We start from the raw sequence: 26,101 nt of genomic DNA on the forward strand, positions 1-26,101 counted from the left end.
AATCCATCTATGAGTAGTATAAATACGCTTAGTTACCTTCATTTAATTTATGGACACCACCGTTGAAACGTAGTCTGCTTTTTTCTGCCGTGCTGTGTGCGGCGTCATTGACCTCCGTCCATGCGGCGCAGTCGATCACCGAACCGGAGTTCGCCTCTGATATTGTCGATCGCTATGCCGATCATATTTTTTACGGCAGCGGTGCCACGGGGATGGCCCTGGTTGTTATCGATGGTAATCAGCGCGTCTTCCGCAGTTATGGGGAAACGCGTCCCGGTAATAACGTTCGCCCACAATTAGATTCTGTCGTGCGAATTGCGTCGCTCACTAAGCTGATGACCAGTGAGATGCTGGTGAAATTGCTCGATCAAGGGACGGTGAAATTAAACGATCCGCTAAGTAAATATGCGCCGCCAGGCGCACGCGTGCCGACCTACAATGGAACGCCCATTACGCTGGTGAATCTGGCAACCCATACCAGCGCCCTGCCGCGTGAACAGCCCGGCGGCGCAGCAAATCGTCCGGTGTTTGTCTGGCCGACTCGCGAGCAACGTTGGAAATACCTTTCTACCGCCAAACTAAAAGCCGCACCGGGTAGTCAGGCTGCATATTCCAACCTCGCATTCGACTTACTGGCAGATGCGCTGGCGAATGCTTCCGGCAAACCATATACGCAGTTGTTTGAAGAGCAGATTACCCGTCCGCTGGGGATGAAAGACACCACATACACACCATCACCGGACCAGTGCCGTCGTTTAATGGTTGCCGAGCGCGGGGCCAGTCCTTGTAATAATACCCTGGCAGCAATAGGCAGCGGCGGTGTTTATTCCACGCCTGGCGATATGATGCGCTGGATGCAGCAGTATTTGTCGTCTGATTTTTATCAGCGCAGCAACCAGGCGGATCGTATGCAGACGCTGATTTATCAACGCACGCAGTTTACGAAAGTGATCGGCATGGATGTACCCGGTAAAGCAGATGCGCTCGGTTTAGGCTGGGTATATATGGCACCGAAAGATGGGCGTCCGGGAATTATTCAGAAAACAGGCGGCGGTGGCGGATTCATTACCTATATGGCGATGATCCCGCAAAAAAATATTGGTGCTTTTGTGGTCGTCACGCGTTCGCCGTTGACACGCTTTAAAAATATGAGTGATGGCATCAATGATTTGGTGACCGAACTTAGCGGGAATAAACCATTGGTCATCCCCGCGTCCTGATTAATACTCTGAAGGCAAACGGTTGATAGCAACCAGTTTGCCTTTATTCATTTCGATATAGCCGCCCTTGCGTAAAGCCGCGAGAACTTCTGCCACGACAGAACGTGATATGCGTGTACGTTGATGGATATAATTCATAACACCAATACATGAACGCAATTCGTCATTCCAGTCAATCATTGATAATAAAGTAGCGCGGATTTGTTCATAGGAATTGTGACCAATGAGCTGAACGTCACGTAATTCCAGAATTCGATTTTGCCAGGCTAACCAATAGAAAGCGTCACGCCAGAGTTGATGTTGTTCAATAAGAGTAATGGTTTGTTTGGCAGGCAGATGATATCCCATACAGTTTCCTTCTGATATTAATTTGTATGGTATATCGTTTTTCATTAATCCATCAGCCAGACCCATAATATAAGGAGCCTGGGTAATACCGATAAGTACGTTTTCTTCTCTACGCAGAGAGATAACACCTTCTAAAATAACGAATGTATCTTCGCTATTAACATCACTTGAAAATATAACTTGTTTTTCATTATTAAACTCGAAGCGCGTGCCGTATCTGGACAAACACTTATCGAGCTTACCAAATTCCTGAAGAGGTTTAACTACAGATAACATTTGCGCGTCCTTTGCAGTAATGCCCGTCAAATCCTTGACGGGCATTATTTAGATTAAATTACCTATTTCTTCAGAATGAAGAATATTACCAGGTATATTTAACACCCACATTCGCGGACCAGTCTTGATCTACGTCACCGCCACCGAGGTAGTTAGCATCGGTATAGGCACTGAAGTTCTTGGTAAAGCTGAACTGAGTACCCAGACCAACACGTACCGCAGACCCTTCAGTACCGTTATCGATGGAATCGCCGTTCACATCGTTATCGTTGTTAGAGTCGTCGTAGACGTAAGCCAGTTTGAAGTACGGAGTCAGAGCCTGGTCTTCGCTGTAAGTGAAGGTATAACCTGCATCTACACCCAGCTCATAACGCATGCTGTCGTAAGACTGACCGTCAACTTTCATGTCGTTGCTCAACTGGTAGTCATCACCAGACTGGAACAGACCAGAAACGCTGCCGTAAGGCGTTACGTAACCAGCATCACCCAGTTTGAAGTCGTAACCGGCTTTCAAACCGAAGCCCCACGCGTCAGAGTTGGTGCTACCGTCAACGTAAGTACCGTTGCTCATGGTTGCAGACAGATCGTTGTTGAAGTGAGAGTAGCTCAAGCTACCATCAACAAAGATGTTGTTCGCGAAGCGAGCAGAAGAGTAGATGTAGGCAGACTGGCTGTCTTGATCCACCTGACCAGAACGGTCATTCATGTCACCTTTGCCGAAGCCTGCAGCCGCACCGACGATCCACTTAGCGTTATTACCGTCAATTTTGGTATCAACACCGACCATGATGCCGTTAACATCCTGATCGTAGTCAATGGTGCCGTTGTTGCCGTTGAAGTTACCACCGAAGTAGCTTACCCACGCGCCACCGTTATCAGCCAGGCCATGACGAGAGTTGGTCAGACGAGTACCAACGGTGTCTTGTTCCAGGTTCCAGATATTGGTGTTTGCAGACGGAATGCTCAGCGCCATGTTCGCGTAGTCGGTCAGCTCGGTCTGATGCAGAACAACGGTGTTACCTTCCTGGCGGGCTTCGTAGGTGTAAGCACCCAGGTCAGCTTTGTTAGCAGCAGAGAAGGTAGCATTGCTGTTTTTATCGTTAACGTAAATCAGCTCGTTACCGTTGTAGTCAGCGATTGAACCAGCACCAGTAGCGTTGTCGATACGAACTTTGTAGTTACCGGTTGCAGCGGCAACATGGTCACCACTGTTATCAACTTCGTTCTGACCAGCTTCGATAGAAGCAGTGTTATCGTTATCGCCGTTACCATTAATGGTCAGGTGACCATCAGAGTTCATTGCGATTACGCCATAACCGTAGTTTGACTTGGTAGTGTCGTTGGTACGGTCGTTGGTCAAGTCTGCATCAAGTACGAAGCGGTTGCTTTCGATGTTGAATACACCAGCATGAATGTTGCCACTGGTATCAGTGGTGCTGGTCAGGTTCAGTGTATCAACCTGAAGAGCATTCGCCGCAGTGTTACCAACATCCAGGATACCGTCGTTAGTCACTTTGATGTTGTTCGCATACAGAGCTGCATCACCTACAGCCCAACCAGCAGAAACTTCATCAGAGATGGTTACGGTACTGTTGTCGATAGTCAGTGAATCAGTTGCAACATGACCATCTTCGTTGATGTTCAGCGCAGAAAGACCTGTCAGAGAGATAGAGTCAGAAATCAGCGTTGAATCAGCAACATTAACAGTTGAACCACTGTTGATGCTCAGAGTATCGATCAGAGAAGTTTTGGTGGTATCCCACTGTGAACCAGTGTTCAGAGTCCAATAAGAGCCTGTTTAAGATTCTGTGTAAATGCCTTTTCTCAGAAGTGACCGTCCAGGCGGTCACCGAACTCGATAATAAAGCGGCTCATTGCCATTCGCCAGTCCTTCAACGGCATCGTCCATTTCTGGGACGCAGACTGGATTGCCAGCCACACCACTTTTTTCACCGAGTCGTCTGTCGGGAACACTTTACGCTTTTTGAGCGCATGGCGGATCACGCTGTTTAGCGACTCGATGGCATTCGTCGTATAGATCACTTTGCGGATGTCCGTTGGATAAGCGAAGAACGTGGCAAGATTCGGCCAGTTAGCCTGCCAGCTTCGGCTTATCTGAGGATAGCGACAGTCCCAGGCCGCAGCGAACGCTTCCAGTGCCTGCTGGCCTGCCTCTTCCGTGGGAGCCTGATAAATCGCTTTCAGGTCGCGAGTGACGGCTTTGTAGTCCTTCCATGACACGAAGCGCAGGCTGTTGCGCACCATATGCACGATGCATAACTGGATGCGGGCCTTCGGATATACTGTGTTGATGGCATCCGGGAAGCCTTTCAGGCCATCCACACAGGCGATGAGGATATCGTTCAGACCGCGGTTTTTCAGTTCAGTCAGCACATTGAGCCAGAACTTCGCCCCTTCATTTTCGGCCAGCCACATACCCAGCAGTTCTTTCTGACCTTCGATATTGATGCCCAGTGCCAGGAACACCGATTTGTTGATGACGCGACTGTCCTGCCGAACTTTCAGGACGATACAGTCAAGATAAACAATGGGGTAAACAGCATCCAGTGGTCGGTTTTGCCATTCTACAACCTGCTCCATCACGGCATCGGTAACCTTTGATATCAGTGCCGGTGAAACATCTGCGTCATACAGTTCTTTGAACGCAGCAGCTATCTCACGGGTGGTCATCCCTTTGGCATACAACGAGAGGATCTGGTTATCCATCCCGGTAATACGGGTCTGATTTTTCTTTACCAGTTGTGGTTCGAAGGTACCGTCACGATCGCGCGGAGTACGCAGTTCCAGTGGACCGTCGCCTGTGATAACGGTCTTTGTGGAAAAACCGTTGCGGGAGTTAGCTCCTGGTCTGGACTGATTTTTCTCATACCCAGGATGGTGTGTCATCTCTGCATTGAGAGCGGCTTCAACGCTGAGCTTTTTCAGCAGCCGATCAAACTGACTGAGGTCTTCAGGGGTTTTGAGGTTTTTGGCCAGTTCGTTAGCCAGAGCCTGTAACTGTTTTTCGTCCATAAATTAACCTTCATTTGATGCTGGATTGAACATATCAAAATCAGGCAATTACACAAATCTATGTACAGGCTCTGCAATAACGGCTAATGCGATATCATCAGCGTTCCAGCCATTACCATTGTAATCACTGGCATTACCGGTATTACCAAACCAACCAGTAGTTCCTTCATCAGTCCATGAACCTGAGGTCACGGTAGAATCTTTAACAGTAATAGTGTTATTAAACACTTCACTGCTGTTTACGCCAGTGCTGACCGTGTTGTCGTCAATATCTTCCCACTCATAACCCTGAATCAGCGTAATACCTACCACATGAGAGTTATTAGAGATGGACAGATCAACTTCTTGATCCAGAGTAATGGCAGTACCAATGTTATAAACGTCTACAACATGAGTATCAGCGGCATTATTGTAGGTGCCGTTATAAGTATAGTGTTCGTAGTTGTCGTCGATTGTTGAATTATCAACAGTCAGCGCCAGACGATCATGGTAGTAGTCATCCGCACGATCAACACAATCAGTTGTCATGCACTCGGAATAAATCATACCGTGGATAGTGCTGTTTTTGATTGTCAGACTATTGGCGTTGGTATTGGTAGAAATACCATCGTCCAGATAGTAGGTAGAGATTACGCCATTAACGGTAGCTTTATTGATGACGGGATAAATATCGCCGTTGTAATAGCTGTCAGCTGCGTAGTTGTTCCAGCCTGCATAACCATCATAGTAAACGTCATCAGCATAGGTGGCGTCATTGTAGTGATGGAAAGTATTGTAAGTTTGACCAGAAATATCGTTGGTCGCTGCATTAGCCTGAGAGGTGATAGCCAGAGTGCAAGCCAATGCTAATTGTGATACTACAAGTTTCTTTTTCCAGGAGTGCATTTGTCATCCCTCCTCAGGGACGTAATAAGTTGATCCATCAATTATCAATGCATAGAAAACATATTATGTTTCGCGCTAACGATTATGCTGCGTTACAGACGAATGGTTCAATTATTCTTTCCCCTAAGTCCGAATGTGGACATATATAAATCACACGTGCACACTTATTACAAAAATAGATAAAAACGCAGCATTTCAATATGTTAATGATGGCCTTAATTTTAACTCATACACTTTGCAATATATTACAAAAACAAATCAGACAAATAATGTATCAATAACCAGAATAACTTTTAATCATTCTGTTTTTGACAGTGCAATCAAATAACCAAAAACAATAACCAATAGCTATAAATAAAAATTAAAAATATTTTCAATGAATATGAAATTATTGCTATTTCTATTAAAAAGATGTCATGGCCTCTCTTTCATTCCCTTCTTAACAACATCGCGACAACTTTCGTAAAACACTCCTTCCCCGCTTCAGGTATACTGTGCACCTTAATTCCACAAACATCAGGCAGACCATGACAGACTTAATCCAACGCCCTCGTCGCCTGCGCAAATCTCCTGCGCTGCGCGCCATGTTTGAAGAGACAACACTTAGCCTTAACGACCTGGTGTTGCCGATCTTTGTTGAAGAAGAAATTGACGACTACAAAGCCGTTGAAGCCATGCCAGGCGTGATGCGCATTCCAGAGAAACATCTGGCACGCGAAATAGAACGCATCGCCAACGCCGGCATTCGTTCCGTAATGACTTTCGGCATTTCTCACCATACCGATGAAACGGGCAGCGATGCCTGGCGGGAAGATGGTCTGGTGGCGCGTATGTCACGCATCTGCAAGCAGACCGTGCCAGAAATGATCGTCATGTCAGACACCTGCTTCTGTGAATACACTTCTCACGGTCACTGCGGAGTGCTGTGCGATCACGGCGTCGACAACGACGCAACCCTGGAAAATTTAGGCAAACAAGCGATAGTTGCTGCTGCTGCGGGTGCAGACTTCATCGCCCCTTCCGCTGCAATGGACGGTCAGGTGCAGGCAATTCGCCAGGCGCTGGACGCCGCAGGTTTTAAAGATACTGCGATCATGTCGTATTCGACTAAATTCGCCTCCTCCTTTTATGGCCCGTTCCGCGAAGCTGCCGGAAGCGCATTAAAAGGCGACCGCAAAAGTTACCAGATGAACCCAATGAACCGTCGCGAGGCGATTCGTGAGTCACTGCTGGATGAAGCCCAGGGCGCAGACTGCCTGATGGTTAAACCAGCCGGAGCGTACCTCGACATCGTGCGTGAACTGCGTGAACGTACTGAATTGCCGATTGGTGCGTATCAGGTCAGCGGTGAGTACGCGATGATTAAGTTCGCCGCGCTGGCAGGTGCAATAGATGAAGAGAAAGTGGTGCTCGAAAGCTTAGGTTCAATTAAGCGTGCGGGCGCGGATCTGATTTTCAGCTACTTTGCGCTGGATCTGGCTGAGAAAAAAATTCTGCGTTAATGACCATGGATGCCGGGTAATCCCTACCCGGCACTTCACCTTACTCTGCCCGATAAAACGGTTTATTCCCGAGAATTGTCGCCCGATGCATAATCCGCCGCTGCGGCAGATAATCAGCATTCGCATAGTGCTGAGTCACACGGTTATCCCAAATCGCCACGTCATTTGGCTGCCAGCGCCAGCGCACCTGAAATTCCGGTTTGGTGATATGGGCGAATAAAAAGCCCAGCAACGCTTCGCTCTCTTTCTCGCTGACATCGATAATTCGCGTAGTAAAACCTTCATTAACAAACAGCGCCTGTTTACCGCTCACCGGATGCGTACGCACCACCGGATGGAACAACGGTGGATTTTTCGCAGCAGCCTCGCGCCAGCGTTGATGTTCCTCCTCAGTTTTACGATATTTGTATTCCGGAAACGATTTACGGAAATCATGCTCCGCACGCAGCCCGCTCAACAGTTGGCGGAAGGGGGTTGAAAGCGCCTCATACGCTGCAATACCGCTGGTCCATAGCGTGTCACCGCCGGTCGAGGGCAACTCTTTCGCCGCCAGAATCGCCCCAGCGGGTGGCGTCTCAATAAACGTCACATCGGTGTGCCAGTTGTCGTTATCTGGCGGATTATCGTTATGGGTATCCAATACGATAATCTCCTCAACCCCTTCGGCATGAGGATAAACAGGGTGAATATGCAGCTCGCCAAAACGCTGGGCCAGCGCGCGTTGCTGCTGCGGCGTAATGGCTTGTTCACGCAGAAAGACTACCTGATGGCGCAGCACCGCATGGTAAAGCTGTTCAAACTGGTTATCGCTTAACGGACGCGTCAGGTCGGCACCCGAAATTTGTGCGCCAATATACGATCCCAGCGGGGTAATGCTCAGACGTTCACTCATTGTATTTCTCCATGCCAGGGCGTCAGGCGGCGCTGTAACGCGCGCAACCCCAGTTCTAAAAGAAAGGCGATAATCGCGATCACCGCAATCCCCGCCAGTACCACGTCAGTCGCAAGAAACTCCCCCGCAGACTGAACCATAAAGCCCAAACCACGCGTCGCTGCAATCAGTTCCGCCGCCACCAGCGTAGACCAGCCCCCCCCAAACCAATACGTATTCCGGTGAGAATTTCTGGCAGCGCACCAGGCAGAATAACAAACCACAGCACCTGCGCACGGCTTGCGCCCAGCGACTGCGCGGCACGAATGCGAACCTGCTGCGCGCTTTTCACTCCCGCCAGCGCCGACATCGCCACCGGTGCAAAAATCGCCAGATAGATCAGTAAGATCTTCGAGGTTTCACCAATACCAAACCAGATCACCATCAGCGGCAAATAGGCCAGCGGCGGCACCGGGCGATACAGTTCGATTACCGGATCAAGAATGCCGCGCACCGTCGGGCTTATCCCCATCGCGATCCCGACCGGAATGCCGATCAATACCGCCGCAAGTAACGCCAGCAAAATGCGCGTCAGGCTGGCTGCCAAATGCTGCCAAAGTGTGGCGTCCATAAATCCTTGCGGCCCGGCAATGGTGAGCAGTTTTTCCAGCACCTGCTGCGGCGGTGGTAAAAACAGCGGGCTAATCAGTTGCAGCGCCGCCACTGCCCACCATACAGAAAGTAAAACGGCTAACGTGCCAATGCTTAAAGTCACCCGACCTGAGAGCGGCCAGCGCCATTTCAGCCGACGCGAATGCAGTTTTTCATTAATGACCACGCTCATGAGAACGCCTCCCGTTGCTCAAATACGCGGCTTAAGACATATTCGCGCATGGCGATAAACTGTGGATCAGACTTAATGCTGCGACTCGACTCCCCCGCAACAAAGCGGCGGGCGAAGTTGAGCGGCAACCGCTCCAGCACATGACCAGGAGCGGATGAAAGCAGAACCAGTTCAGTTGCCATAAACACCGCTTCTTCTATATCGTGGGTAATCAACAGCACCTGCTTGCCGGTCTCCTGCCAGAGTTTCAGCAGTAAGGTTTGCATCTGGTCGCGGGTAAAGGCATCCAGCGCGCCAAACGGTTCGTCGAGTAATAACAACTGAGGATTAGCCGCCAGCGCGCGGGCAATTCCCACCCGTTGACGCTGACCACCGGAAAGCTGCCAGACATATCTTTTTTCTGCGCCTTCCAGACCTACTTTTTTCAGCATCTGGCGCACGATTTCCAGACGTGGCGTTTTCTCCATCCCCGCCAGTTGCAGGCCAAACGCCACGTTATCCTGCACATTGCGCCACGGCAGCAATCCTTCATTCTGAAAAACCACGCCGCGCTCAGCCCCCGGTCCCTGAATACGCTTGCCCGCCAGTTGAATGCTGCCGTGCTGATAAGGCACAAAACCAGCTATCAAATTTAACAAGGTAGTTTTGCCGCAACCGGACGGCCCCAGCACTACCAACAATTCGCCGTTTTCCAGCGCCAGGTTGATATCTTCCAGCGCCGGTTTGCCGCCATAATCGGCGTAAAGATGAGAGATTTGCAGCATTCGCGCCTCCTTTTATTGCACGAAGCGCGAGGTGACAAACTGGCTGTAATCATTCGCCACGGCGGGAACTTTACCCTGCTCTTTCAAAAACTGGGCGGTATCGATGATCGCTTTGTTCACCGACCCGGTCAGTTCTACCGTCTGTTGCTGCGGCGTCAGATAGGTATTCCCCTTCACCAGCCCTGGTACATCGCCTTCCGGCACGCCGCTTAAGCGCGCCAGCTTGCTGATATTTTCCGGCTGTTTCAGCCACGCGTCAGGATTAGCAATATACGGTTGCTGGGCATCGATAGCGCTTTTAGCAAACGCTTTCACTACCTCCGGATATTTCTCGGCAAAATCTTTACGCACTACCCAGACATCCAGCGTCGGCGCGCCCCACTGGCCGACCTGTTCAGAATCGGTCAGCACCTTGCCGTCTTTTTCCAGGGCGTTAACCGCAGGTGCCCAGACATAAGCACCATCAATATCTCCCCGTTGCCATGCGGCGATAATCGCGGGCGGCTGCAGGTTCACAATTTCCACTTGTCCGGGTTTTATGCCCCAGTGTTTCAGCGCCGCCAGCAAACTGTAGTGCGTGGTGGAGATAAACGGCACGGCGATACGTTTGCCAATCAGATCTTCCGGTTTGCTGATGGTTTTCTTCACCACCAGCGCTTCGGAGTTACCCAGTTTTGAGGCTAAAAGAAAGACTTCAATCGGCACCTGTTGGCTGGCAGCCACCGCTAATGGGCTGGAGCCGAGGTTGCCGATTTGCACATCGCCAGAAGCCAGCGCCCGCACGATGCTGGCTCCGCTGTCAAACTTACGCCAGTCCACGCTCGCTCCGCTCTCTTTGGCAAAGGTGCCATCAGCCTGAGCCACTTTCGCCGGTTCAGCGGAGGTTTGATACGCCACGATGACGTTCACCGCCTGCGCCTGAAAAGCGATGAATGCCAGTGCGGCAAGAAGTGTGTTACGCGATGAAATTGTCATGATTATCTGCTCCCCTGTCTTGTTATGGGTGCAGTATTCGCGGGTAAAGACATTTATTAAAAGAATTAATCATTATGGGCAATATGTTTTTATTCTTAGCAAAAAAACGGCAAACGATAGATTAGTTATGCATTTGCTAATCGTTTCCCTACAAAGTAATGCCATATTTCTTTTTATATGCGAATAAAAATTCGAACTACGCTAGTTTATTTCTCCAACCTACTGACTAAGTAAACCAATAACAAATACATATATCATTCCAATTTTATATAATGCAAAGCATAGAAACCACTTTATCATACAAATTCATTCACAATACGAATATAAAAACCAGTTTTTCACAGAAGATATTTTTTAAATGCAATTAATTGACAAACTAAATCACATCTAAATACAATATATAAAAAATATAAACACATTCACAAAACACACAAACAGTTAACATATGATATACACAATTCAAACTTATACCGCTTACGGCCCTCCGGGCATCAAATAACCCCGTTCTCAGGATTATTCTTTTTTACAGCGTGCCATTTTTAACATCTGAGTATGTTGCAGAGGATTGCAGCTCTGCATTCGCCGCGCTTTCAGCATAATAATTAAAATGGAGTGTCATGAATTGGACAAGGTTTTAAATTCTGCGTTGCATTCTTCAGCAGAAAAGAGGAAAGGTATCCTTGCGATTGGCGCACATCCTGACGATATAGAATTAGGTTGTGGTGCATCGCTTGCTCGTCTTTCGCAGAAAGGAATTTATATCACTGCTGTTGTCATGACTGCCGGCAATTCGGGTGTAAGCGATGTCATCGATCGTTGTGAAGAATCTCGCGAAGCATTAAAGATGTTGGGTTGTCAGCAAACTATTCATCTTAATTTTGCAGACACCCGTACACATCTGCTGATCCTACCCACGTAATGTGGACACGGCCCTAAGCGAGATTATGGTTTTCAAATTGTTCCGGGCTGAGACCGCCACAGGCACTGTGACGACGCCAGCGATTGTAATCACACTCGATATAATTAAACACCGTTGCCCGCATTATTTCCCGGCTGCTAAAGCGTTCCCCGTGGATACATTCCACCTTCAGCGAATGAAAGAAGCTTTCCACACAGGCATTGTCATAACAGTTGCCTTTCGCACTCATACTGCCACGCAGGTTGTGTCGCTTCAGCAGCGCCTGATAATCCCCTGAACAGTATTGACCACCACGGTCCGTATGAACAATGACGCTTTCCGGGCGTCTTCTCCGCCACAACGCCATTTGCAGTGCATCACAGGCCAGTTGTGCTGTCATTCGCGGTGACATCGACCAGCCAATAACGGCGCGTGACCACAGGTCGATGACTACTGCGAGATACAACCAGCCCTCATCGGTACGCAAGTACGTGATGTCACCCGCCCACTTCTGGTTCGGGCCGCTGGCGCTGAAGTCCTGCTCCAGCAGATTCTCCAATACGGGCAGGCCATGTGCACGGTAGCTGACCGGGCTGAACTTCCGGCCGGCTTTCGCCCGCAGCCCCTGACGACGCAGGCTGGCGGCAATGGTTTTAATATTGAACTCCGGCAGTTCGTCAGCAAGGCGGGGAGCACCGTATCGCTGCTTTGCCTCAAAGAATGCCTTATGAACAGCGGTATCGCAGGTGAGCCGAAACTGTTGGCGCAGGCTCATCTGGTGACGACGCCTGAGCCAGACATACCAGCCGCTGCGGGCAACCCGAAGTACACGACACATCGCTTTGATGCTGAACTCTGCCCGATGATTTTCGATGAAGACATACTTCATTTCAGGCGCTTCGCGAAGTATGTCGCGGCCTTTTGGAGGATGGCCAGTTCCTCAGCCTGCTCCGCCAGTTGTCGTTTAAGGCGGACATTTTCAGCGGCCAGTTCGCTTTCGCGCTCTGACGAACTCATTTGTTGCTGCTGTTTACTGCGCCAGGCATAAAGCTGAGATTCATACAGGCTGAGTTCACGGGCTGCGGCGGCCACACCGATGCGTTCAGCGAGTTTCAGGGCTTCGTTACGAAATTCAGGCGTATGTTGTTTACGGGGCTTCTTGCTGATTGATACTGGTTTTGTCATGAGTCACCTCTGGTTGAGAGTTTACTCACTTAGTCCTGTGTCCACTATTGGTGGGTAAGATCATGCAACTCAATGATATGATTTCTTCCCTGGAAGATATTATTAAAAATCAAATTCCCTCTGATGTAGAAATCATACGGGTATATACCATGCATGATGCTGACCGCCATCAGGATCATCTGGCAGTTTATCAGGCGTCAATGGTTGCCTGCCGCACTATTCCACAAATTCTCGGCTATGAAACCCCAAGCACCTGGCTTTCATTTATGCCCCAGTTTTTTGAATCCGTGAAAGAAGAATATTTCACCGTCAAACTTGCAGCATTAAAAAAACATAAAAGCCAGGAGCAACGTGATTATATGCGTCATGAACGTTTACGTGCTGTTGCACAATTTCGCGGACAACAGGTCAATAGCGATCTGGGTGAAGGCTTTGTTATTCATAAAATGATTCTTTGAGCAGATAAAATGAAAACCTGGATCTTTATATTTATGGCCGTCGCAATATTGCTATGGTTTTTGAGTACGTTAAGGCGTAAGCCCAGCCAAAAGAAAGGCTGTATTGACGCAATTATTCCTGCCTATAACGAAGGCCCTTGTCTGGCACAGTCGCTGGAAAATCTACTGCGCAACCCTTATTTTTGCCGTGTGATTTGCGTTAACGACGGCTCTACGGATAACACAGAAGCAGTAATGGCGGAAGTCAAACGCAAATGGGGCGATAGGTTTGTTGCTGTTACACAAAAAAACACCGGCAAAGGCGGTGCTCTAATGAACGGCCTCAACTACGCCACATGTGACCAGGTTTTTTTAAGCGATGCCGATACTTACGTCCCTCCAGATAAAAATGGCATGGGGTATATGCTGGCGGAAATTGAGCACGGCGCTGACGCCGTAGGCGGCATTCCCTCGACAGCCTTGAAAGGCGCAGGCCTGTTGCCGCACATCCGCGCGACCGTAAAGTTGCCGATGATCATTATGAAACGCACGCTACAGCAACTCCTGGGCGGCGCACCGTTTATTATCAGCGGTGCGTGCGGGATGTTCCGTACTGATGTATTGCGTAAATTCGGTTTTTCGGACCGAACGAAAGTTGAAGATCTTGACCTCACCTGGACGTTGGTCGCCAATGGTTACCGCATTCGTCAGGCGAATCGCTGCATCGTTTACCCACAAGAGTGCAATAATCCACTTGATGAATGGCGACGCTGGCGGCGTTGGATTGTGGGCTATGCCGTCTGTATGCGCCTGCATAAAAAGCTTTTATTTAGCCGTTTCGGCATCTTCAGTATATTTCCTATGCTTTTGGTTGTGCTTTATGGCGTTGGAATTTATCTCGCTACCTGGTTTAATGAATTCATCACCACCGGGCCACATGGCGTGGTATTGGCAATGTTTCCGCTTATCTGGGTCGGCGTAGTTTGTGTTATTGGTGCTTTTAGCGCCTGGTTTCATCGTTGCTGGTTGTTGGTGCCTTTAGCGCCACTTTCCGTTGTGTATGTATTATTAGCTTATGCCATCTGGATTATTTATGGACTTATTGCCTTTTTTACTGGACGCGAGCCTCAACGCGACAAACCTACACGTTATTCCGCACTGGTGGAAGCGCCAATCGCTTATTCCCAACCTTCTGTCACCGGAACTGAAAAGCTATCTGAAGCTTAATATTAAAGAGAAAAATATTCAGATTGCAGACCATGTGATTATTGATGAAAGTGCTGGTGAGGTTATTATCGGCGCGAATACACGTATTTGCCACGGCGCAGTTATTCAGGGACCAGTAGTGATTGGCGCAAACTGTCTGATAGGTAATTATGCATTTATTCGCCCAGGCACAGTAATCAGCAATGGTGTAAAAATTGGTTTTGCTACTGAAATAAAAAATGCAGTTATTGAATCGGAAGCAATGATTGGACCGCAATGTTTTATTGCCGACTCGGTAATTGCAAGCCTGGCATATTTGGGCGCACAAGTGCGTACCAGTAATCATCGTCTGGATGAACAGCCAGTGTCTGTGCACACTCCAGAAGGTATTATCGCTACCGGATGCGATAAATTAGGGTGTTATATTGGACAACGTTCACGTCTTGGCGTGCAGGTTATTATATTGCCAGGACGAATTATTTCCCCGAACACACAACTTGGCCCGCGTGTGATTGTAGAACGTAATTTACCTACCGGAAGTTATTCACTCCGGCAAGAACTTATCCGTACAGGAGATTAAAATGATAAAACGGACGTTATTAGCAGCGGCAATTTTTAGTGCATTTCCCGCTTGTGCCGGGTTAACTTCCATTACCGCAGGCTACGATTTTACCGATTATTCTGGCGATCACGGTAACCGTAATTTGGCGTATGCTGAACTGGTGGCGAAAGTTGAAAACGCAACGCTGCTTTTTAATCTTTCCCAGGGACGTCGTGATTATGAAACTGAACATTTCAATGCCACACGCGGTCAGGGGGCTGTCTGGTACAAATGGAATAACTGGCTGACAACCCGAACGGGTATTGCCTTTGCAGATAATACGCCGGTCTTTGCTCGCCAGGATTTTCGTCAGGATATTAACCTGGCCCTGCTGCCAAAAACGCTGTTCACGACCGGTTATCGCTACACTAAATATTATGATGATGTTGAAGTCGATGCCTGGCAAGGCGGCGTATCGCTCTATACTGGCCCGGTGATCACCAGCTATCGCTATACTCATTATGACTCCAGCGATGCAGGTGGCAGTTACAGCAATATGATTTCCGTGCGCCTGAATGATCCGCGCGGCGGTGGCTATACCCAGCTTTGGCTAAGCCGCGGAACAGGCGCTTACACCTATGACTGGACGCCAGAGACGCGCTACGGCAGCATGAAGAGCGTAAGCTTGCAACGTATCCAGCCGCTGACAGAACAACTTAATCTGGGTCTGACGGCAGGTAAAGTGTGGTACGACACACCAACCGATGATTATAACGGTCTGCAACTCGCAGCCCATCTGACCTGGAAATTCTGATTCCTTCCGCCGCCCACTTCCCGGGGCGGCAATCTCACTTGATTAGCGCACAAACACTTTCCTCTTCATTCTTCTCCAGATATCTCTCATATTCAGCAGATAAATTTTATTCGCCAATGTTATATACTATAGGGGGGTATGCATTGACTCATAACATACCCCCCTATAGTATATTGCGTGCAGATGATGAGGTGCGAAATGCCCAGTACTCCGGAAGAGAAGAAAAAGGTTCTTACTCGAGTTCGTCGTATTCGGGGGCAGATTGATGCTCTGGAACGGTCGCTGGAGGGTGATGCCGAATGCCGTGCCATACTCCAACAGATCGCCGCCGTTCGGGGCGCGGCTAACGGGCTAATGGCAGAAGTGCTTGAAAGCCATATCCGGGAAACGTTTGACCGAAATGACTGCTACAGCCGCGAAGTCAGCCAATCCGTTGACGACACTATTGAATTGGTTCGCACCTATCTTAAGTAGCTGAACCTATTTACCTTATTGAGGAAGAACGAGATATGAAATCACGTGCTGCCGTTGCATTTGCGCCCGGTAAACCGCTGGAAATCGTTGAAATTGACGTCGCACCACCGAAAAAAGGTGAAGTGCTGATTAAAGTCACCCATACCGGCGTCTGCCATACCGACGCTTTTACCCTCTCTGGCGATGATCCAGAAGGTGTATTCCCGGTGGTTCTCGGTCACGAAGGGGCTGGCGTCGTGGTTGAAGTCGGTGAGGGCGTGACCAGCGTTAAACCTGGCGACCATGTGATTCCGCTTTACACCGCAGAGTGCGGCGAGTGTGAGTTCTGTCGTTCCGGCAAAACCAACCTCTGTGTCGCCGTTCGCGAAACCCAGGGCAAAGGCCTGATGCCAGATGGCACCACGCGCTTTTCTTACAACGGGCAGCCACTTTATCACTACATGGGGTGCTCTACATTCAGTGAATACACCGTAGTTGCGGAAGTTTCTCTGGCAAAAATTAATCCAGAAGCAAACCATGAACACGTCTGTCTGCTGGGCTGTGGCGTAACCACCGGAATTGGCGCGGTACACAACACCGCAAAAGTCCAGTCAGGGGATTCCGTTGCCGTGTTTGGGCTTGGCGCAATTGGTCTGGCGGTTGTTCAGGGCGCTCGTCAGGCGCAAGCTGGACGAATTATCGCTATCGATACAAACCCGAAGAAATTCGATCTGGCGCGTCGCTTCGGTGCCACCGACTGCATTAACCCGAACGACCACGACAAACCGATTAAAGATGTCCTGCTGGATATCAACAAATGGGGCATCGACCATACCTTTGAGTGCATCGGTAACGTCAACGTGATGCGTGCGGCGCTGGAAAGTGCTCACCGCGGCTGGGGTCAATCGGTGATCATCGGTGTCGCGGGTTCCGGTCAGGAAATCTCAACCCGTCCATTCCAGTTAGTCACCGGTCGCGTATGGAAGGGTTCCGCGTTTGGCGGCGTAAAAGGTCGTTCTCAGTTACCGGGGATGGTTGAAGATGCGATGAAAGGTGATATCGACCTGGAACCGTTTGTCACTCATACCATGAGCCTAGATGAAATTAATAACGCCTTTGATCTGATGCATGAAGGCAAATCCATTCGAACCGTAATTCGTTACTAATTTCCCGCTGGTTTTACCCCGTCCGGTTCGGGCGGGGAGTCGCGTTTTCTTTTGAGACTGATGACAAACGTAAGATGACCTGATGTGCAAGCGTCGCATCAGGCATCTGTGTGCAATTGCCGGATGCGGCGTGAATGCCTTATAAGGCAATTTAGCCTTTGGTATTATCACCACATCAAATCATCAGGCACTTTGAAATCGGCATACGGATCTTCTTCATCCTGCTCTTCAGCGCTGAGTGCGCTGTGTAATACGATACTGCTGGCATCGCGCTGGGCGATCTTATCGGCAACGCTTGCCGGAATAATCGCATATTCACTTTCGCTATTGTTATCGACCTGCAATCGGGCAATCGCCAGGCGTCCATTAATCAACTGCGTTTGCGTAAGCTTATCGACAAAAATCTTCTTAATCAGATTACCGTCAGTGAAGTTAAAACCGATATCGCCATTGGCAATGGTGATACGATTCATTTCAATGAGCTGCTTCACCTGGGCTTTATATTCTTTCGCTAACGCCGCTTGTTTTTGTTGTTCGCTAAGTTGTTTATCGCGCTCAAGCTGTGCCTTTTTATTTTCTTCTACCGCCGCCCGCGCTTCACGCGCCTGAACACGCGATTTTTTCGCCGTTCTCTCAACCTTCGCTGCTTTTTTGCTGGTGACTAATCCCGCTTTGAGCAACTGCTCCTGTAAGGTAAGTTTTGCCATCTTTGTTTCCAAACCCGATGAATAATTTTTAGCGAGTATACCTGTAAACGCCGTGGGTGTATTGGGGGAAGTCCCTTTCTCCCCTGCTTGATAAAGCGCGTCAGGCATCAGTGCACGCCTGCATTCGTGTTTTCCGGCTCATCAAAATAAACACCGCTAACCCAGCAACAAGAATGCCCGGTGCAGAAGCTACCATTACGCCGACCGTGCCGGTACCTAAGGCCAGCATTTTCCCGGCCAGCAACGGACCACTCATTGCTCCAAGACGCCCAACCGCCACGGCGGTTCCCACACCGGTTGCGCGGATCTGCGTGCTATAAAACAACGGTGCCAGCGCATACAAAACGCTTTGCCCACCTGTCGCAAACAACCCAGCGCCGACCCCCGCCAGCAACATACCGCTAAACGACGACACCGTTCCCAGCGCCAACAGCGAAGCTAACATGCCGCTATAAATCAGTAGCGACATGGTCATTGGACGCAGCTTATCCATCAATGCGCCCAACATTAACGTCCCGCTTGCCGCCCCCATTTGCAGTGCAAACATCACCCCTGCCGCCTGCGACGGCAAGAATCCTTGCTCCACCAAAAGCAGCGGTAGCCAGTTGATCAACATGTAGACCACCAGCAGCGTGAAGAAATAACACAACCACAACAGTAGTGTCGCGGTTGCCGTGGCTGGCGCAAATAACGCACGCAGCGGCGACGCGGCCTGTTTTTCACCAGCGAAAACCGCCGACTCCGGCAGCCAACGCATTAACAGCGGCACCAGAATCAACGGCACCACACCGCCTACCCAAAATACCGTCTGCCAGGCTAAATTTGCTCCAGCGAAACCCAGCGTAGCCGCCAGCGCCGCGCCAATGGGGACACCGCAATACATCAGGCTCACCGCCGTCCCGCGAAAACGTGACCCTGCCGCTTCAGACGTCAGGGCGATGAGATTCGGCAACGCCGCCCCCAGCCCGATACCGGTCAAAAGCCGCGCAAAGACCAGAGAGGGAAAATCCCATGCCATAGCGGTCGCTAGCGAGAACAGACCAAACAGCGCAACTGCACCAATCAAAATACGTTTACGACCGTAACGGTCCGCCAGCATCCCGCCAACCAACGCGCCGGGTAGCAAACCGAGTATTCCGGCGCTGAAGATCCAGCCCATTTGCATTTTATCGAGTGCGAAGGCCTGGGCGATACCTGCCGCCGCAATGCCAGCCGCCTGAAGATCCAGCCCTTCCATCAGGGCAACCAAAAAACAAAGCCCAATGGTAAGCATCAGGCGGGATGAAGATGATAAAGGGGTACGAGTCGACATAAGATGAACCTCGTTGCGGGTGCAGGTGAATCGCGGCTGATGCATTGCCAACCGCGTAATCAGAACCATTTAATGACAGCCTCCGGGCGAAATGTAGGCCGGATAAGGCGTTCACGCCGCATCCGGCAGTCGTGCACAGATGCCTGATGCGACGCTGACGCGTCTTATCATGCCTGGGATGGGCATACAAAATGCACGTTGTCGGCAGTCATCATTATTTGTTGTTGCGCAGATCCAGCGCCACGTCGACGATCATATCCTCCTGGCCGCCAACCATCCGGCGTTTGCCCAGCTCAACGAGAATATCCACCGCACTTAAGCCGTAACGCGCCGCTGCCGTTTCACAGTGACGCAAGAAACTGGAGTAAACGCCAGCGTATCCCAACGCCAGCGTTTCGCGATCGACACGTACCGGACGATCCTGCAACGGACGCACCAGGTCGTCAGCGGCATCCATTAACGCATAGAGATCGGTCCCATGCTGCCAGCCCAGTTTATCCGCGGCGGCAATAAACACTTCCAGCGGCGCGTTACCTGCACCCGCGCCCATCCCCGCGAGGCTGGCGTCGATGCGGTCACAGCCCTCTTCCACCGCCGCGATAGAGTTCGCCACGCCAAGACTCAGGTTATGGTGAGCATGCATGCCGGTTTGCGTTTCCGGTTTCAGCACCGCTTTCAGGGCGCGGAAACGGTCACGGATATCGCTCATGTTCATCGCACCGCCAGAATCCACCACATAAATACAGGTCGCACCGTAGCCTTCCATCAGCTTTGCCTGCTTCGCGAGATTCTCCGGCGTGGTCATGTGGCTCATCATCAGAAAGCCAACGGTATCCATTCCCAACTCACGGGCATACTGAATATGCTGGGCGGAAACATCAGCTTCGGTGCAGTGGGTCGCCACGCGCACCACCCGCGCGCCAGCCTGCCAGGCATTTTTCAGATCGTGAATAGTGCCAATTCCTGGCAGCAACAACGTCGCGATTTTGGCGTGCTTCACCACATCCGCCGCTGCTTCAATCCATTCAAGGTCGCTATATGCACCGAAACCATAGTTAAAACTGGAACCCTGCAAACCATCACCATGAGCCACTTCAATCGAATCCACGCGAGCATCATCCAGTGCTTTGGCAATCTGGCGGACATTTTCCGGCGAATACTGATGACGAATGGCGTGCATACCGTCACGCAACGTGACGTCCGAGATATAAAGTTTTTTACCGTTCATGCCGCTTCTCCTGCCTTGCGCGCCAGTGACTGGGCCATTTTTTCTGCTGTCGCCAGCGCACTGGAAGTCATAATGTCGAGGTTGCCTGCGTAGGCAGGCAGATAATGCGCTGCGCCTTCGACCTCCAGCCAGACCGCCGTTTTCAGACCGGAGAACTGACCAACGCCCGGTAAATTAACCGGTGTATCCTGCGGGATGACTTCAAACTGCACGCGCTGTTTCAGGCGATAACCCGGTACGTAAGCCTGCACCGCCTCAGCCATTTCATTGATTGAGGCTTCGATATCATCTTGTGAAGCTTCATCGCTCAATACATACACCGTGTCGCGCATCATCAACGGCGGCTCTGCCGGATTAAGCACAATAATCGCCTTCCCTTTTGCCGCGCCGCCCACGACTTCAATGGCTCGCGAGGTGGTTTCCGTAAATTCATCGATATTGGCACGCGTGCCGGGTCCGGCAGATTTACTGGCTATAGAAGCGATAATTTCGGCGTAATGAACACGCGCCACACGTGAAACAGCCGCCACCATCGGAATAGTTGCCTGGCCGCCGCAGGTGACCATATTGACGTTCAGTTGATCGACGTTTGCATCGAGGTTAACCACCGGCACACAGTAAGGGCCGATGGCAGCCGGCGTCAGGTCGATTAAGCGAATATCCGGTTTCGCTTCGCGCAGAGCGGCATCGTTTTTCACATGCGCGCCCGCGCTGGTAGCATCAAAGACAATGTCGATATCAGCAAATTCAGGCATGTTCATCAGCCCGATCACCCCTTCATGGGGGGTGGCGACGCCCATACGTCTGGCACGTGCCAAACCGTCGGACTGAGGGTCAATGCCGACCATCACCGCCATCTCCAGATGCTGACCGTGACGCAAAATTTTAATCATCAGATCGGTGCCAATGTTGCCAGAACCGATAATGGCGACTTTACGCTTACTCATGACAGACTTCCTTTTGGGGCCGCATTTGAAAATGTCGCAGCAACTGAGCCTATGCCTTCGATATGGGCTTCAAAACGATCGCCCGCATTTACCGCCACCATCGGACCTAATGCCCCGGTAAGAATGATATCTCCGGCGCGCAGCGGTTCACCCAGGCTGACCATTTTGCGTGCCAGCCAGACGGCGGCATTAAGTGGATGCCCCAGGCATTCGCTGCCGCGCCCGCTGGAAACCTCTTCGTTATTACGCGTCATCGCCATAGCGCAGTTTTTCAGGTCTAACCCTGCCGGACGTTGCGCCGGACCGCCGATGACATACACCCCGCAGGAGGCGTTATCTGCCACGGTATCGACAAACTGAATCGACCAGTCGCGAATACGGCTGCCCACCACTTCCAGCGCCGGAAGCACCCATTCAATGGCGTTATACAGTTCGTTAAACGTGGTATCGGTCGCGGGCAAATCGCGGTTTAGCACCAGTGCGATCTCCGCTTCAATGCGGGGTTGCAAGACGCGGGAAAAAGGAATGGTTTCGTTATCGCCATAACACATGTCGGCAAATAATGTTCCGAAATCCGGTTGATCAACCCCCAGTTGTTGCTGCACTTTCGGATGCGTCAGTCCCACTTTACGCCCCACAACGCGACGCCCCTGCGCGACATCATGTTGCACATTGATGCGCTGAATCGCGTAGGCGGCTTTCGCGTTTTCAATACCAATCAAATCGCGCAGCGGCGCAATCGCTTCGCCCTGCTCTGCGGCGCGGCGTAAATCCGCCGCCAGTTGCTCAAGAGTATGCTTCGTCATGACCGTTCCTTAAGGACGTGCGAGGAAATTCAGCACCAGTTGATTGAAAGCGTCGGCATGTTCCCACTGCGCCCAGTGACCACAGTCGCGGAAGATATGCAGTTCAGAACCGGCGATACCGGACAGCAAACGCAGCCCCGCATCCATCGGCACAAAACGGTCGTTACGCCCCCAGACAATCAGGGTTTGCGCTTTAATTTCCGCCAGACGTGGACCAAAATCCGGGAACTGTTTCGGATTGGCTTCCAGGCTCTTAACGAAGTTATCCAGGTGATCGCGGCGCGACAGCATATTATTCAGGCGCGCTTCAAACAGAGCGTCGGTCAAATCGCTGGTATCGAAAACGAAGATATCCATCATCAGCTTCAGGTTTTCGATAGTCGGCTGACGATAAAGCTGATTCAGTCGCTTAATGCCTTCAGTTGGCATCGGCGTAAACAAACTCATGCCACCTGTACCGCCGCCCATCAGCACCAGTTTGCCGACGCGCTCCGGCCAGTTAAGAGTAAACGCAACAGAACTGTGCCCACCCATCGAGTTGCCCAGCAGGTGGATTTTGCCGATATCCAGTTGATCCACGACGCTTTTCAGGATGCGCGCATTGAGATCCGATCGCGAACCACTGTTAACGATCGAATCACTCTTACCCCATCCAGGACAATCCAGCAGGATCACCCGATAGCCCGCCTCTACCAGCGGATCGATATTGCGGCTGAAGTTCGCCCAGCCAGTAGCCCCCGGGCCGGAACCGTGCAGCAGGACAACGGTTTCGTCACCTTGTCCGCTGTCATTAAAATGGATGCGTAGCGTTTTACCCGCTTCTTCTACATTCAGAAAACGGCTGGTGGCGGCTTCGGTTTGTGGCTGATAACCCATCATCTTCTCCTGCATATTCAGTTCTGTGTTCTGGCGCTTAACGAGCCAAATCCGGCAATCCACTCCGGGATTGGGCGGTAATAACGCCCTTCGCTACGCCAGTTGCCAAACGCAGAAATAGCGGCAAAAGCAGCGACCCAGGTTTTGATTTCATGTGTCGACTTTCCGGCAATGGCGGAAAGCTCTTCGTTACTGACGGCATCCAGTTCCTGTATGCGTCCCTGCTCCAGCAAAGTCATGAACTGGTTATCCCAAATCGGGTTAAGCGGATGCAGAGTTCTCTGATCCTCAACAAACTTCTCAGCGGCGTTAATCACCCGTTGCTGGCGCATTTCGCGCTCATTGGCGGGCAAATCTTTCCCACTACCCAACAGACGATCGCGCATATGGGCATCGGCTTTTGCCAGTTCGGGCACCGGCGGCTGATGGGAAAGCCCACCGGAACCAAGAAACAGCACGCGTTTATTCAGACTACTGGTGAAACGACCAATCGCTTCACCCATCATTCGGGTTCGCTGAAAACCGGGCAGCGGCGTGGCGACGCCGTTGATGAATACAGGCAGGACCGGCACCTTATCCAGCCCACCGAGCAAAAACTCCAGCGGCTGGGCGAACCCATGATCCACCTGCATACAGTAAGAAACGGCAAGATCGATCCCGTTCTTCATTACGGCATGCGCACAAGCCTCCGCCAGCTCCACAGGCACGGGTAGCTCTCCCGCCGCACTGCCGAAATCACCAATTGCCGTCGCTCCGACGCCTAAACAGAACGGTGGCATCACGTCATAGAAAAAACCGTTGTAATGATCTGGCGCAAACAGCACCACCAGTTCAGGGGAGAAAGCCGCAATGCGCTCGCGGGCACTGGCAATCACGCCATTGACCTCATCGAGTACCTCTTGCGCCGGGTCGACATACCCCACCAGCGGCGAGTGGGAAAGACAGTGAAGATAAGCGTGCATATCAGGCTACCTTTTCGACAGAAACGTCGGCATCAGGGCGGTTCAGTGTCATCACCGACGCCAGTTTATTCAGCGTATTACCCAGAGTTTGCGGAATGGCGATGGCGGCAACAAAGCGATCCGGGCGCATCACCACCAGCGAAGCATTATGTTGTGCGAACCAGCTACGCAGGCGACCTTGCATATCACCCAGGCGCAGCACTCCGTCGTGGTTATCCTGCGCGATATGAATTTGCACTTCTGGCACCACCTGAATGAAGCGTGTGCCCAGCGCGCGCCACTGCTGGATTTGCTCATCGCTCATCCCCCACAGCGGATTGCATCCCCAGCCAATCACCGCGAAGTTCGCGCCGATCGCATTATCGAGCAGTGTTACGTCACCGTTTTCCAGCGTGACTTTCGGCTGAATAAACATCTTGCCGACCGGAGAGTGCTTCGCCTCGCCCTCACGTACCAGCGCACCGGCGTAGTATTGCGGCATCGGCTTGAAGCGCATTTCGAGGAAGTAGCGTTTTACTGGCGGCAAGTAATTCAGCAGCCAGGAAACGCCGTCACGCAAGCTGCCCTGCCAGCGTTTCGGCGGAGCCAGTACGTTGCCCGCCGTCACCGACAGGTCAATCATCGCTTTGGCGTGATCGCGACGTTCTTGTTGATAGGTATCGAGCAGCGCATCGCGAGCTTTCCCCTGGATAACCAACGCCAGTTTCCAGGCGAGGTTAAAGGCGTCGCGCATACCACTGTTATAGCCCTGCCCCTGCCATACCGGCATGATGTGCGCGGCATCGCCCGCCAGCAGTACGCGGTCAATACGAAAACGTTGCGCCAGCCGCGCGTTGTGGGTGTAAACACGCTGGCGAATCAATTCGACGTTGTCCGGATTAGGCAGCACTTTGCTTAACAGCTCGCGCATATTTTGCGGCTCGCAGAGCTGTTCTTCGGTTTCTCCCGGCATCACCATAAATTCAAAGCGACGTACCGCATGAGGCAGAGCCGCAGAAACATACGGGCGCACCGGATCGCAACACAAATAGATATGCGGCGTACTTAACGGATCGTTGGCGATATCCACCACAATCCACTGATTTGGTGCTGTTTTACCTTCAAACGGTACATTCAGGGTACGGCGGACAAAACTTGCGCCACCGTCACAGGCTACCAGCCACTGGGCTTTGACGGTTTCCCGCTGCCCTTCTGCCGTTTTCAGATGCAAGGTCACTTCGTCATCTTGTTGGTTGAAGGCCTCCAATTCGCGGGAAAACAGGCAGCGCACATTCGGAAAACGCGACAACCCTTCCAGCATCACTGCATCGACCTGCGGCTGAATAAAGGCGTTACGGCGCGGCCAGCCAAATTCATCGGTCATTGGCTGAATATCGGCAAAACAGCGACCTTTTGGGGTGAGGAAACGCATCGCGTGCCACGGCGTAGTATGCGGTAAAACATTATCAACGAGGCCGACCGACTGCATGGTGCGCAGCGCCTCGTCATCAATACCAATCGCACGGGGATAATCGATCAGTTTGTCGAGTTTCTCCACCACCAGCACGTCAATGCCCATCTGGCCGAGATAGTTCGCCATCATCAACCCGACCGGACCGGCACCAGCGATCGCCACCTGAACGCAATGGTTAACAGCAGGCTGGATGTCAGGGTGTTGTATTGCCATTTCAGTACCTCACGACTCGGACAAAATGCCGTTGCGCGCACAGTACAGCGCAACTCATTTTGTTAAAAACATGTAAATTATTTTTTATTGTGCGCTCAGTATAGGAAGGGGGTTTTCGGCTACAATCAAAACATGTCTGAGTGTGCACCAAGTGCACAACGTTGTTTTAACTATATAAA

At 51.0% G+C, this 26,101-nt stretch carries 22 protein-coding genes and 4 pseudogenes; 8 read left to right on the top strand and 18 right to left on the bottom strand.

Annotated features, from left to right (window positions below):
• Positions 1-62 precede the first annotated feature (62 nt).
• Entirely contained in the window at positions 63-1,220 is a 1,158-nt protein-coding gene (gene ampH, locus C1192_RS10795; protein ID WP_038354484.1) for a D-alanyl-D-alanine-carboxypeptidase/endopeptidase AmpH, read from the top strand.
• Here ampH and iprA read toward each other — a convergent pair whose 3' ends face one another.
• From iprA to C1192_RS10815, 4 genes and pseudogenes are all read right to left on the bottom strand, one after another.
• On the bottom strand, positions 1,221-1,844 hold the full coding sequence (gene iprA / locus C1192_RS10800) for a hydrogen peroxide resistance inhibitor IprA (protein ID WP_038354485.1): 624 nt from the start codon (positions 1,842-1,844) through the stop codon (positions 1,221-1,223).
• 85 nt (positions 1,845-1,929) lie between these two features.
• A pseudogene (locus C1192_RS10805) lies at positions 1,930-3,627 on the bottom strand (autotransporter outer membrane beta-barrel domain-containing protein); the annotation flags it as partial.
• Positions 3,628-3,668: 41 nt separating this feature from the next.
• Positions 3,669-4,877, bottom strand: coding sequence for an IS256-like element IS1414 family transposase (locus C1192_RS10810; RefSeq protein ID WP_103194764.1), 1,209 nt, complete (start codon positions 4,875-4,877; stop codon positions 3,669-3,671).
• A gap of 66 nt (positions 4,878-4,943) precedes the next feature.
• A pseudogene (locus C1192_RS10815) lies at positions 4,944-5,762 on the bottom strand (autotransporter YaiT-related protein); the annotation flags it as partial.
• A 527-nt stretch (positions 5,763-6,289) separates the two neighbouring features.
• On the opposite strand from C1192_RS10815, the gene hemB reads away from it, so the two are divergent.
• Positions 6,290-7,264 carry a porphobilinogen synthase gene (gene hemB, locus C1192_RS10820; RefSeq protein WP_001515859.1) on the top strand — a complete coding sequence of 325 codons (975 nt, stop codon included), beginning with the start codon at positions 6,290-6,292 and terminating at the stop codon, positions 7,262-7,264.
• A 40-nt stretch (positions 7,265-7,304) separates the two neighbouring features.
• Here the strand turns inward: hemB and tauD are convergent, their stop codons facing one another.
• The 4 genes and pseudogenes from tauD to tauA all read right to left on the bottom strand — a co-directional run bounded on the left by tauD (position 7,305) and on the right by tauA (position 10,718).
• Positions 7,305-8,156 (bottom strand): taurine dioxygenase, encoded by an 852-nt coding sequence (tauD, locus tag C1192_RS10825; protein ID WP_038354848.1) that lies wholly within the window; start codon positions 8,154-8,156, stop codon positions 7,305-7,307.
• Positions 8,153-8,979 (bottom strand): annotated as a pseudogene (gene tauC / locus C1192_RS10830) (taurine ABC transporter permease TauC). Before tauC ends, tauD begins: the two are co-directional and overlap by 4 nt.
• Positions 8,976-9,743, bottom strand: a complete 768-nt coding sequence (tauB, locus tag C1192_RS10835; RefSeq protein ID WP_001515857.1) for a taurine ABC transporter ATP-binding subunit — start codon at positions 9,741-9,743, stop codon at positions 8,976-8,978. The pseudogene tauC and the gene tauB overlap by 4 nt, the downstream one beginning before the upstream one ends.
• 12 nt (positions 9,744-9,755) lie before the next feature.
• A complete protein-coding gene (gene tauA / locus C1192_RS10840) occupies positions 9,756-10,718 on the bottom strand; it encodes a taurine ABC transporter substrate-binding protein (protein ID WP_038354849.1) in 963 nt (320 codons plus the stop codon).
• Positions 10,719-11,340: 622 nt separating this feature from the next.
• On the opposite strand from tauA, the pseudogene C1192_RS10850 reads away from it, so the two are divergent.
• Positions 11,341-11,619: pseudogene (locus C1192_RS10850) on the top strand (PIG-L deacetylase family protein); the annotation flags it as partial.
• A gap of 31 nt (positions 11,620-11,650) precedes the next feature.
• Here the strand turns inward: C1192_RS10850 and C1192_RS10855 are convergent.
• Positions 11,651-12,801, bottom strand: a protein-coding gene (locus tag C1192_RS10855) for an IS3-like element ISEc16 family transposase (RefSeq protein ID WP_103194781.1) whose coding sequence is annotated in 2 segments (ribosomal slippage) — positions 11,651-12,540 and positions 12,540-12,801 — 1,152 coding nt in all. Because the reading frame shifts where the segments join, the coding sequence is not laid out codon by codon here.
• A 374-nt stretch (positions 12,802-13,175) separates the two neighbouring features.
• On the bottom strand, positions 13,176-13,244 hold the full coding sequence (locus tag C1192_RS26190; RefSeq protein WP_420842033.1) for a hypothetical protein: 69 nt from the start codon (positions 13,242-13,244) through the stop codon (positions 13,176-13,178).
• A gap of 24 nt (positions 13,245-13,268) precedes the next feature.
• On the opposite strand from C1192_RS26190, the gene C1192_RS10865 reads away from it, so the two are divergent.
• The 5 genes from C1192_RS10865 (at position 13,269) to frmA (ending at position 17,418) form a co-directional block, all read left to right on the top strand.
• Positions 13,269-14,465 carry a glycosyltransferase family 2 protein gene (locus C1192_RS10865; RefSeq protein ID WP_000860451.1) on the top strand — a complete coding sequence of 399 codons (1,197 nt, stop codon included), beginning with the start codon at positions 13,269-13,271 and terminating at the stop codon, positions 14,463-14,465.
• 34 nt (positions 14,466-14,499) lie between these two features.
• Positions 14,500-15,024 carry an LbetaH domain-containing protein gene (locus C1192_RS10870; RefSeq protein WP_001515853.1) on the top strand — a complete coding sequence of 175 codons (525 nt, stop codon included), beginning with the start codon at positions 14,500-14,502 and terminating at the stop codon, positions 15,022-15,024.
• Between the two features lies 1 nt (position 15,025).
• Positions 15,026-15,799, top strand: coding sequence for a YaiO family outer membrane beta-barrel protein (locus C1192_RS10875; RefSeq protein WP_000596077.1), 774 nt, complete (start codon positions 15,026-15,028; stop codon positions 15,797-15,799).
• 198 nt (positions 15,800-15,997) lie between these two features.
• A complete protein-coding gene (gene frmR, locus C1192_RS10880; RefSeq protein ID WP_001515852.1) occupies positions 15,998-16,273 on the top strand; it encodes a formaldehyde-responsive transcriptional repressor FrmR in 276 nt (91 codons plus the stop codon).
• Positions 16,274-16,308: 35 nt separating this feature from the next.
• Positions 16,309-17,418, top strand: a complete 1,110-nt coding sequence (gene frmA / locus C1192_RS10885; protein ID WP_000842111.1) for an S-(hydroxymethyl)glutathione dehydrogenase — start codon at positions 16,309-16,311, stop codon at positions 17,416-17,418.
• Positions 17,419-17,585: 167 nt separating this feature from the next.
• On the opposite strand, the gene C1192_RS10890 is transcribed toward frmA, so the two are convergent.
• From C1192_RS10890 to C1192_RS10925, 8 genes are all read right to left on the bottom strand, one after another.
• The gene (locus C1192_RS10890) at positions 17,586-18,125 is read right to left on the bottom strand and encodes a DUF2058 domain-containing protein (protein ID WP_024191844.1); all 540 of its coding nucleotides are present in this window, start codon (positions 18,123-18,125) and stop codon (positions 17,586-17,588) included.
• Positions 18,126-18,225: 100 nt separating this feature from the next.
• Positions 18,226-19,437, bottom strand: coding sequence for a 3-(3-hydroxy-phenyl)propionate transporter MhpT (gene mhpT, locus C1192_RS10895; protein ID WP_038354648.1), 1,212 nt, complete (start codon positions 19,435-19,437; stop codon positions 18,226-18,228).
• A gap of 214 nt (positions 19,438-19,651) precedes the next feature.
• On the bottom strand, positions 19,652-20,665 hold the full coding sequence (mhpE, locus tag C1192_RS10900; protein WP_038354635.1) for a 4-hydroxy-2-oxovalerate aldolase: 1,014 nt from the start codon (positions 20,663-20,665) through the stop codon (positions 19,652-19,654).
• On the bottom strand, positions 20,662-21,612 hold the full coding sequence (gene mhpF, locus C1192_RS10905) for an acetaldehyde dehydrogenase (protein ID WP_038354636.1): 951 nt from the start codon (positions 21,610-21,612) through the stop codon (positions 20,662-20,664). The genes mhpE and mhpF overlap by 4 nt, the downstream gene beginning before the upstream one ends.
• Complete coding sequence (gene mhpD, locus C1192_RS10910) at positions 21,609-22,418, bottom strand: 2-keto-4-pentenoate hydratase (RefSeq protein ID WP_038354637.1); 810 nt, start codon at positions 22,416-22,418, stop codon at positions 21,609-21,611. Before mhpD ends, mhpF begins: the two co-directional genes overlap by 4 nt.
• A 9-nt stretch (positions 22,419-22,427) precedes the next feature.
• A complete protein-coding gene (mhpC, locus tag C1192_RS10915) occupies positions 22,428-23,294 on the bottom strand; it encodes a 2-hydroxy-6-oxonona-2,4-dienedioate hydrolase (protein ID WP_038354638.1) in 867 nt (288 codons plus the stop codon).
• Positions 23,295-23,311: 17 nt separating this feature from the next.
• On the bottom strand, positions 23,312-24,256 hold the full coding sequence (mhpB, locus tag C1192_RS10920; RefSeq protein ID WP_016248402.1) for a 2,3-dihydroxyphenylpropionate/2,3-dihydroxicinnamic acid 1,2-dioxygenase: 945 nt from the start codon (positions 24,254-24,256) through the stop codon (positions 23,312-23,314).
• 1 nt (position 24,257) lies between these two features.
• Entirely contained in the window at positions 24,258-25,922 is a 1,665-nt protein-coding gene (locus C1192_RS10925) for a bifunctional 3-(3-hydroxy-phenyl)propionate/3-hydroxycinnamic acid hydroxylase (RefSeq protein ID WP_038354639.1), read from the bottom strand.
• Positions 25,923-26,101: the final 179 nt, after the last annotated feature.

Source organism: Escherichia marmotae (genome assembly GCF_002900365.1).
GTDB lineage: Bacteria > Pseudomonadota > Gammaproteobacteria > Enterobacterales > Enterobacteriaceae > Escherichia > Escherichia marmotae.

Coding starts and splice junctions, on each gene's coding strand:
- iprA (WP_038354485.1), bottom strand. CDS start 1,844: ATGTTATCTGTAGTTAAACCTCTTCAGGAATTTGGTAAGCTCGATAAG.
- C1192_RS10810 (WP_103194764.1), bottom strand. CDS start 4,877: ATGGACGAAAAACAGTTACAGGCTCTGGCTAACGAACTGGCCAAAAAC.
- hemB (WP_001515859.1), top strand. CDS start 6,290: ATGACAGACTTAATCCAACGCCCTCGTCGCCTGCGCAAATCTCCTGCG.
- tauD (WP_038354848.1), bottom strand. CDS start 8,156: ATGAGTGAACGTCTGAGCATTACCCCGCTGGGATCGTATATTGGCGCA.
- tauB (WP_001515857.1), bottom strand. CDS start 9,743: ATGCTGCAAATCTCTCATCTTTACGCCGATTATGGCGGCAAACCGGCG.
- tauA (WP_038354849.1), bottom strand. CDS start 10,718: ATGACAATTTCATCGCGTAACACACTTCTTGCCGCACTGGCATTCATC.
- C1192_RS10865 (WP_000860451.1), top strand. CDS start 13,269: ATGAAAACCTGGATCTTTATATTTATGGCCGTCGCAATATTGCTATGG.
- C1192_RS10875 (WP_000596077.1), top strand. CDS start 15,026: ATGATAAAACGGACGTTATTAGCAGCGGCAATTTTTAGTGCATTTCCC.
- frmR (WP_001515852.1), top strand. CDS start 15,998: ATGCCCAGTACTCCGGAAGAGAAGAAAAAGGTTCTTACTCGAGTTCGT.
- frmA (WP_000842111.1), top strand. CDS start 16,309: ATGAAATCACGTGCTGCCGTTGCATTTGCGCCCGGTAAACCGCTGGAA.
- C1192_RS10890 (WP_024191844.1), bottom strand. CDS start 18,125: ATGGCAAAACTTACCTTACAGGAGCAGTTGCTCAAAGCGGGATTAGTC.
- mhpT (WP_038354648.1), bottom strand. CDS start 19,437: ATGTCGACTCGTACCCCTTTATCATCTTCATCCCGCCTGATGCTTACC.
- mhpE (WP_038354635.1), bottom strand. CDS start 20,665: ATGAACGGTAAAAAACTTTATATCTCGGACGTCACGTTGCGTGACGGT.
- mhpF (WP_038354636.1), bottom strand. CDS start 21,612: ATGAGTAAGCGTAAAGTCGCCATTATCGGTTCTGGCAACATTGGCACC.
- mhpD (WP_038354637.1), bottom strand. CDS start 22,418: ATGACGAAGCATACTCTTGAGCAACTGGCGGCGGATTTACGCCGCGCC.
- mhpC (WP_038354638.1), bottom strand. CDS start 23,294: ATGGGTTATCAGCCACAAACCGAAGCCGCCACCAGCCGTTTTCTGAAT.
- mhpB (WP_016248402.1), bottom strand. CDS start 24,256: ATGCACGCTTATCTTCACTGTCTTTCCCACTCGCCGCTGGTGGGGTAT.
- C1192_RS10925 (WP_038354639.1), bottom strand. CDS start 25,922: ATGGCAATACAACACCCTGACATCCAGCCTGCTGTTAACCATTGCGTT.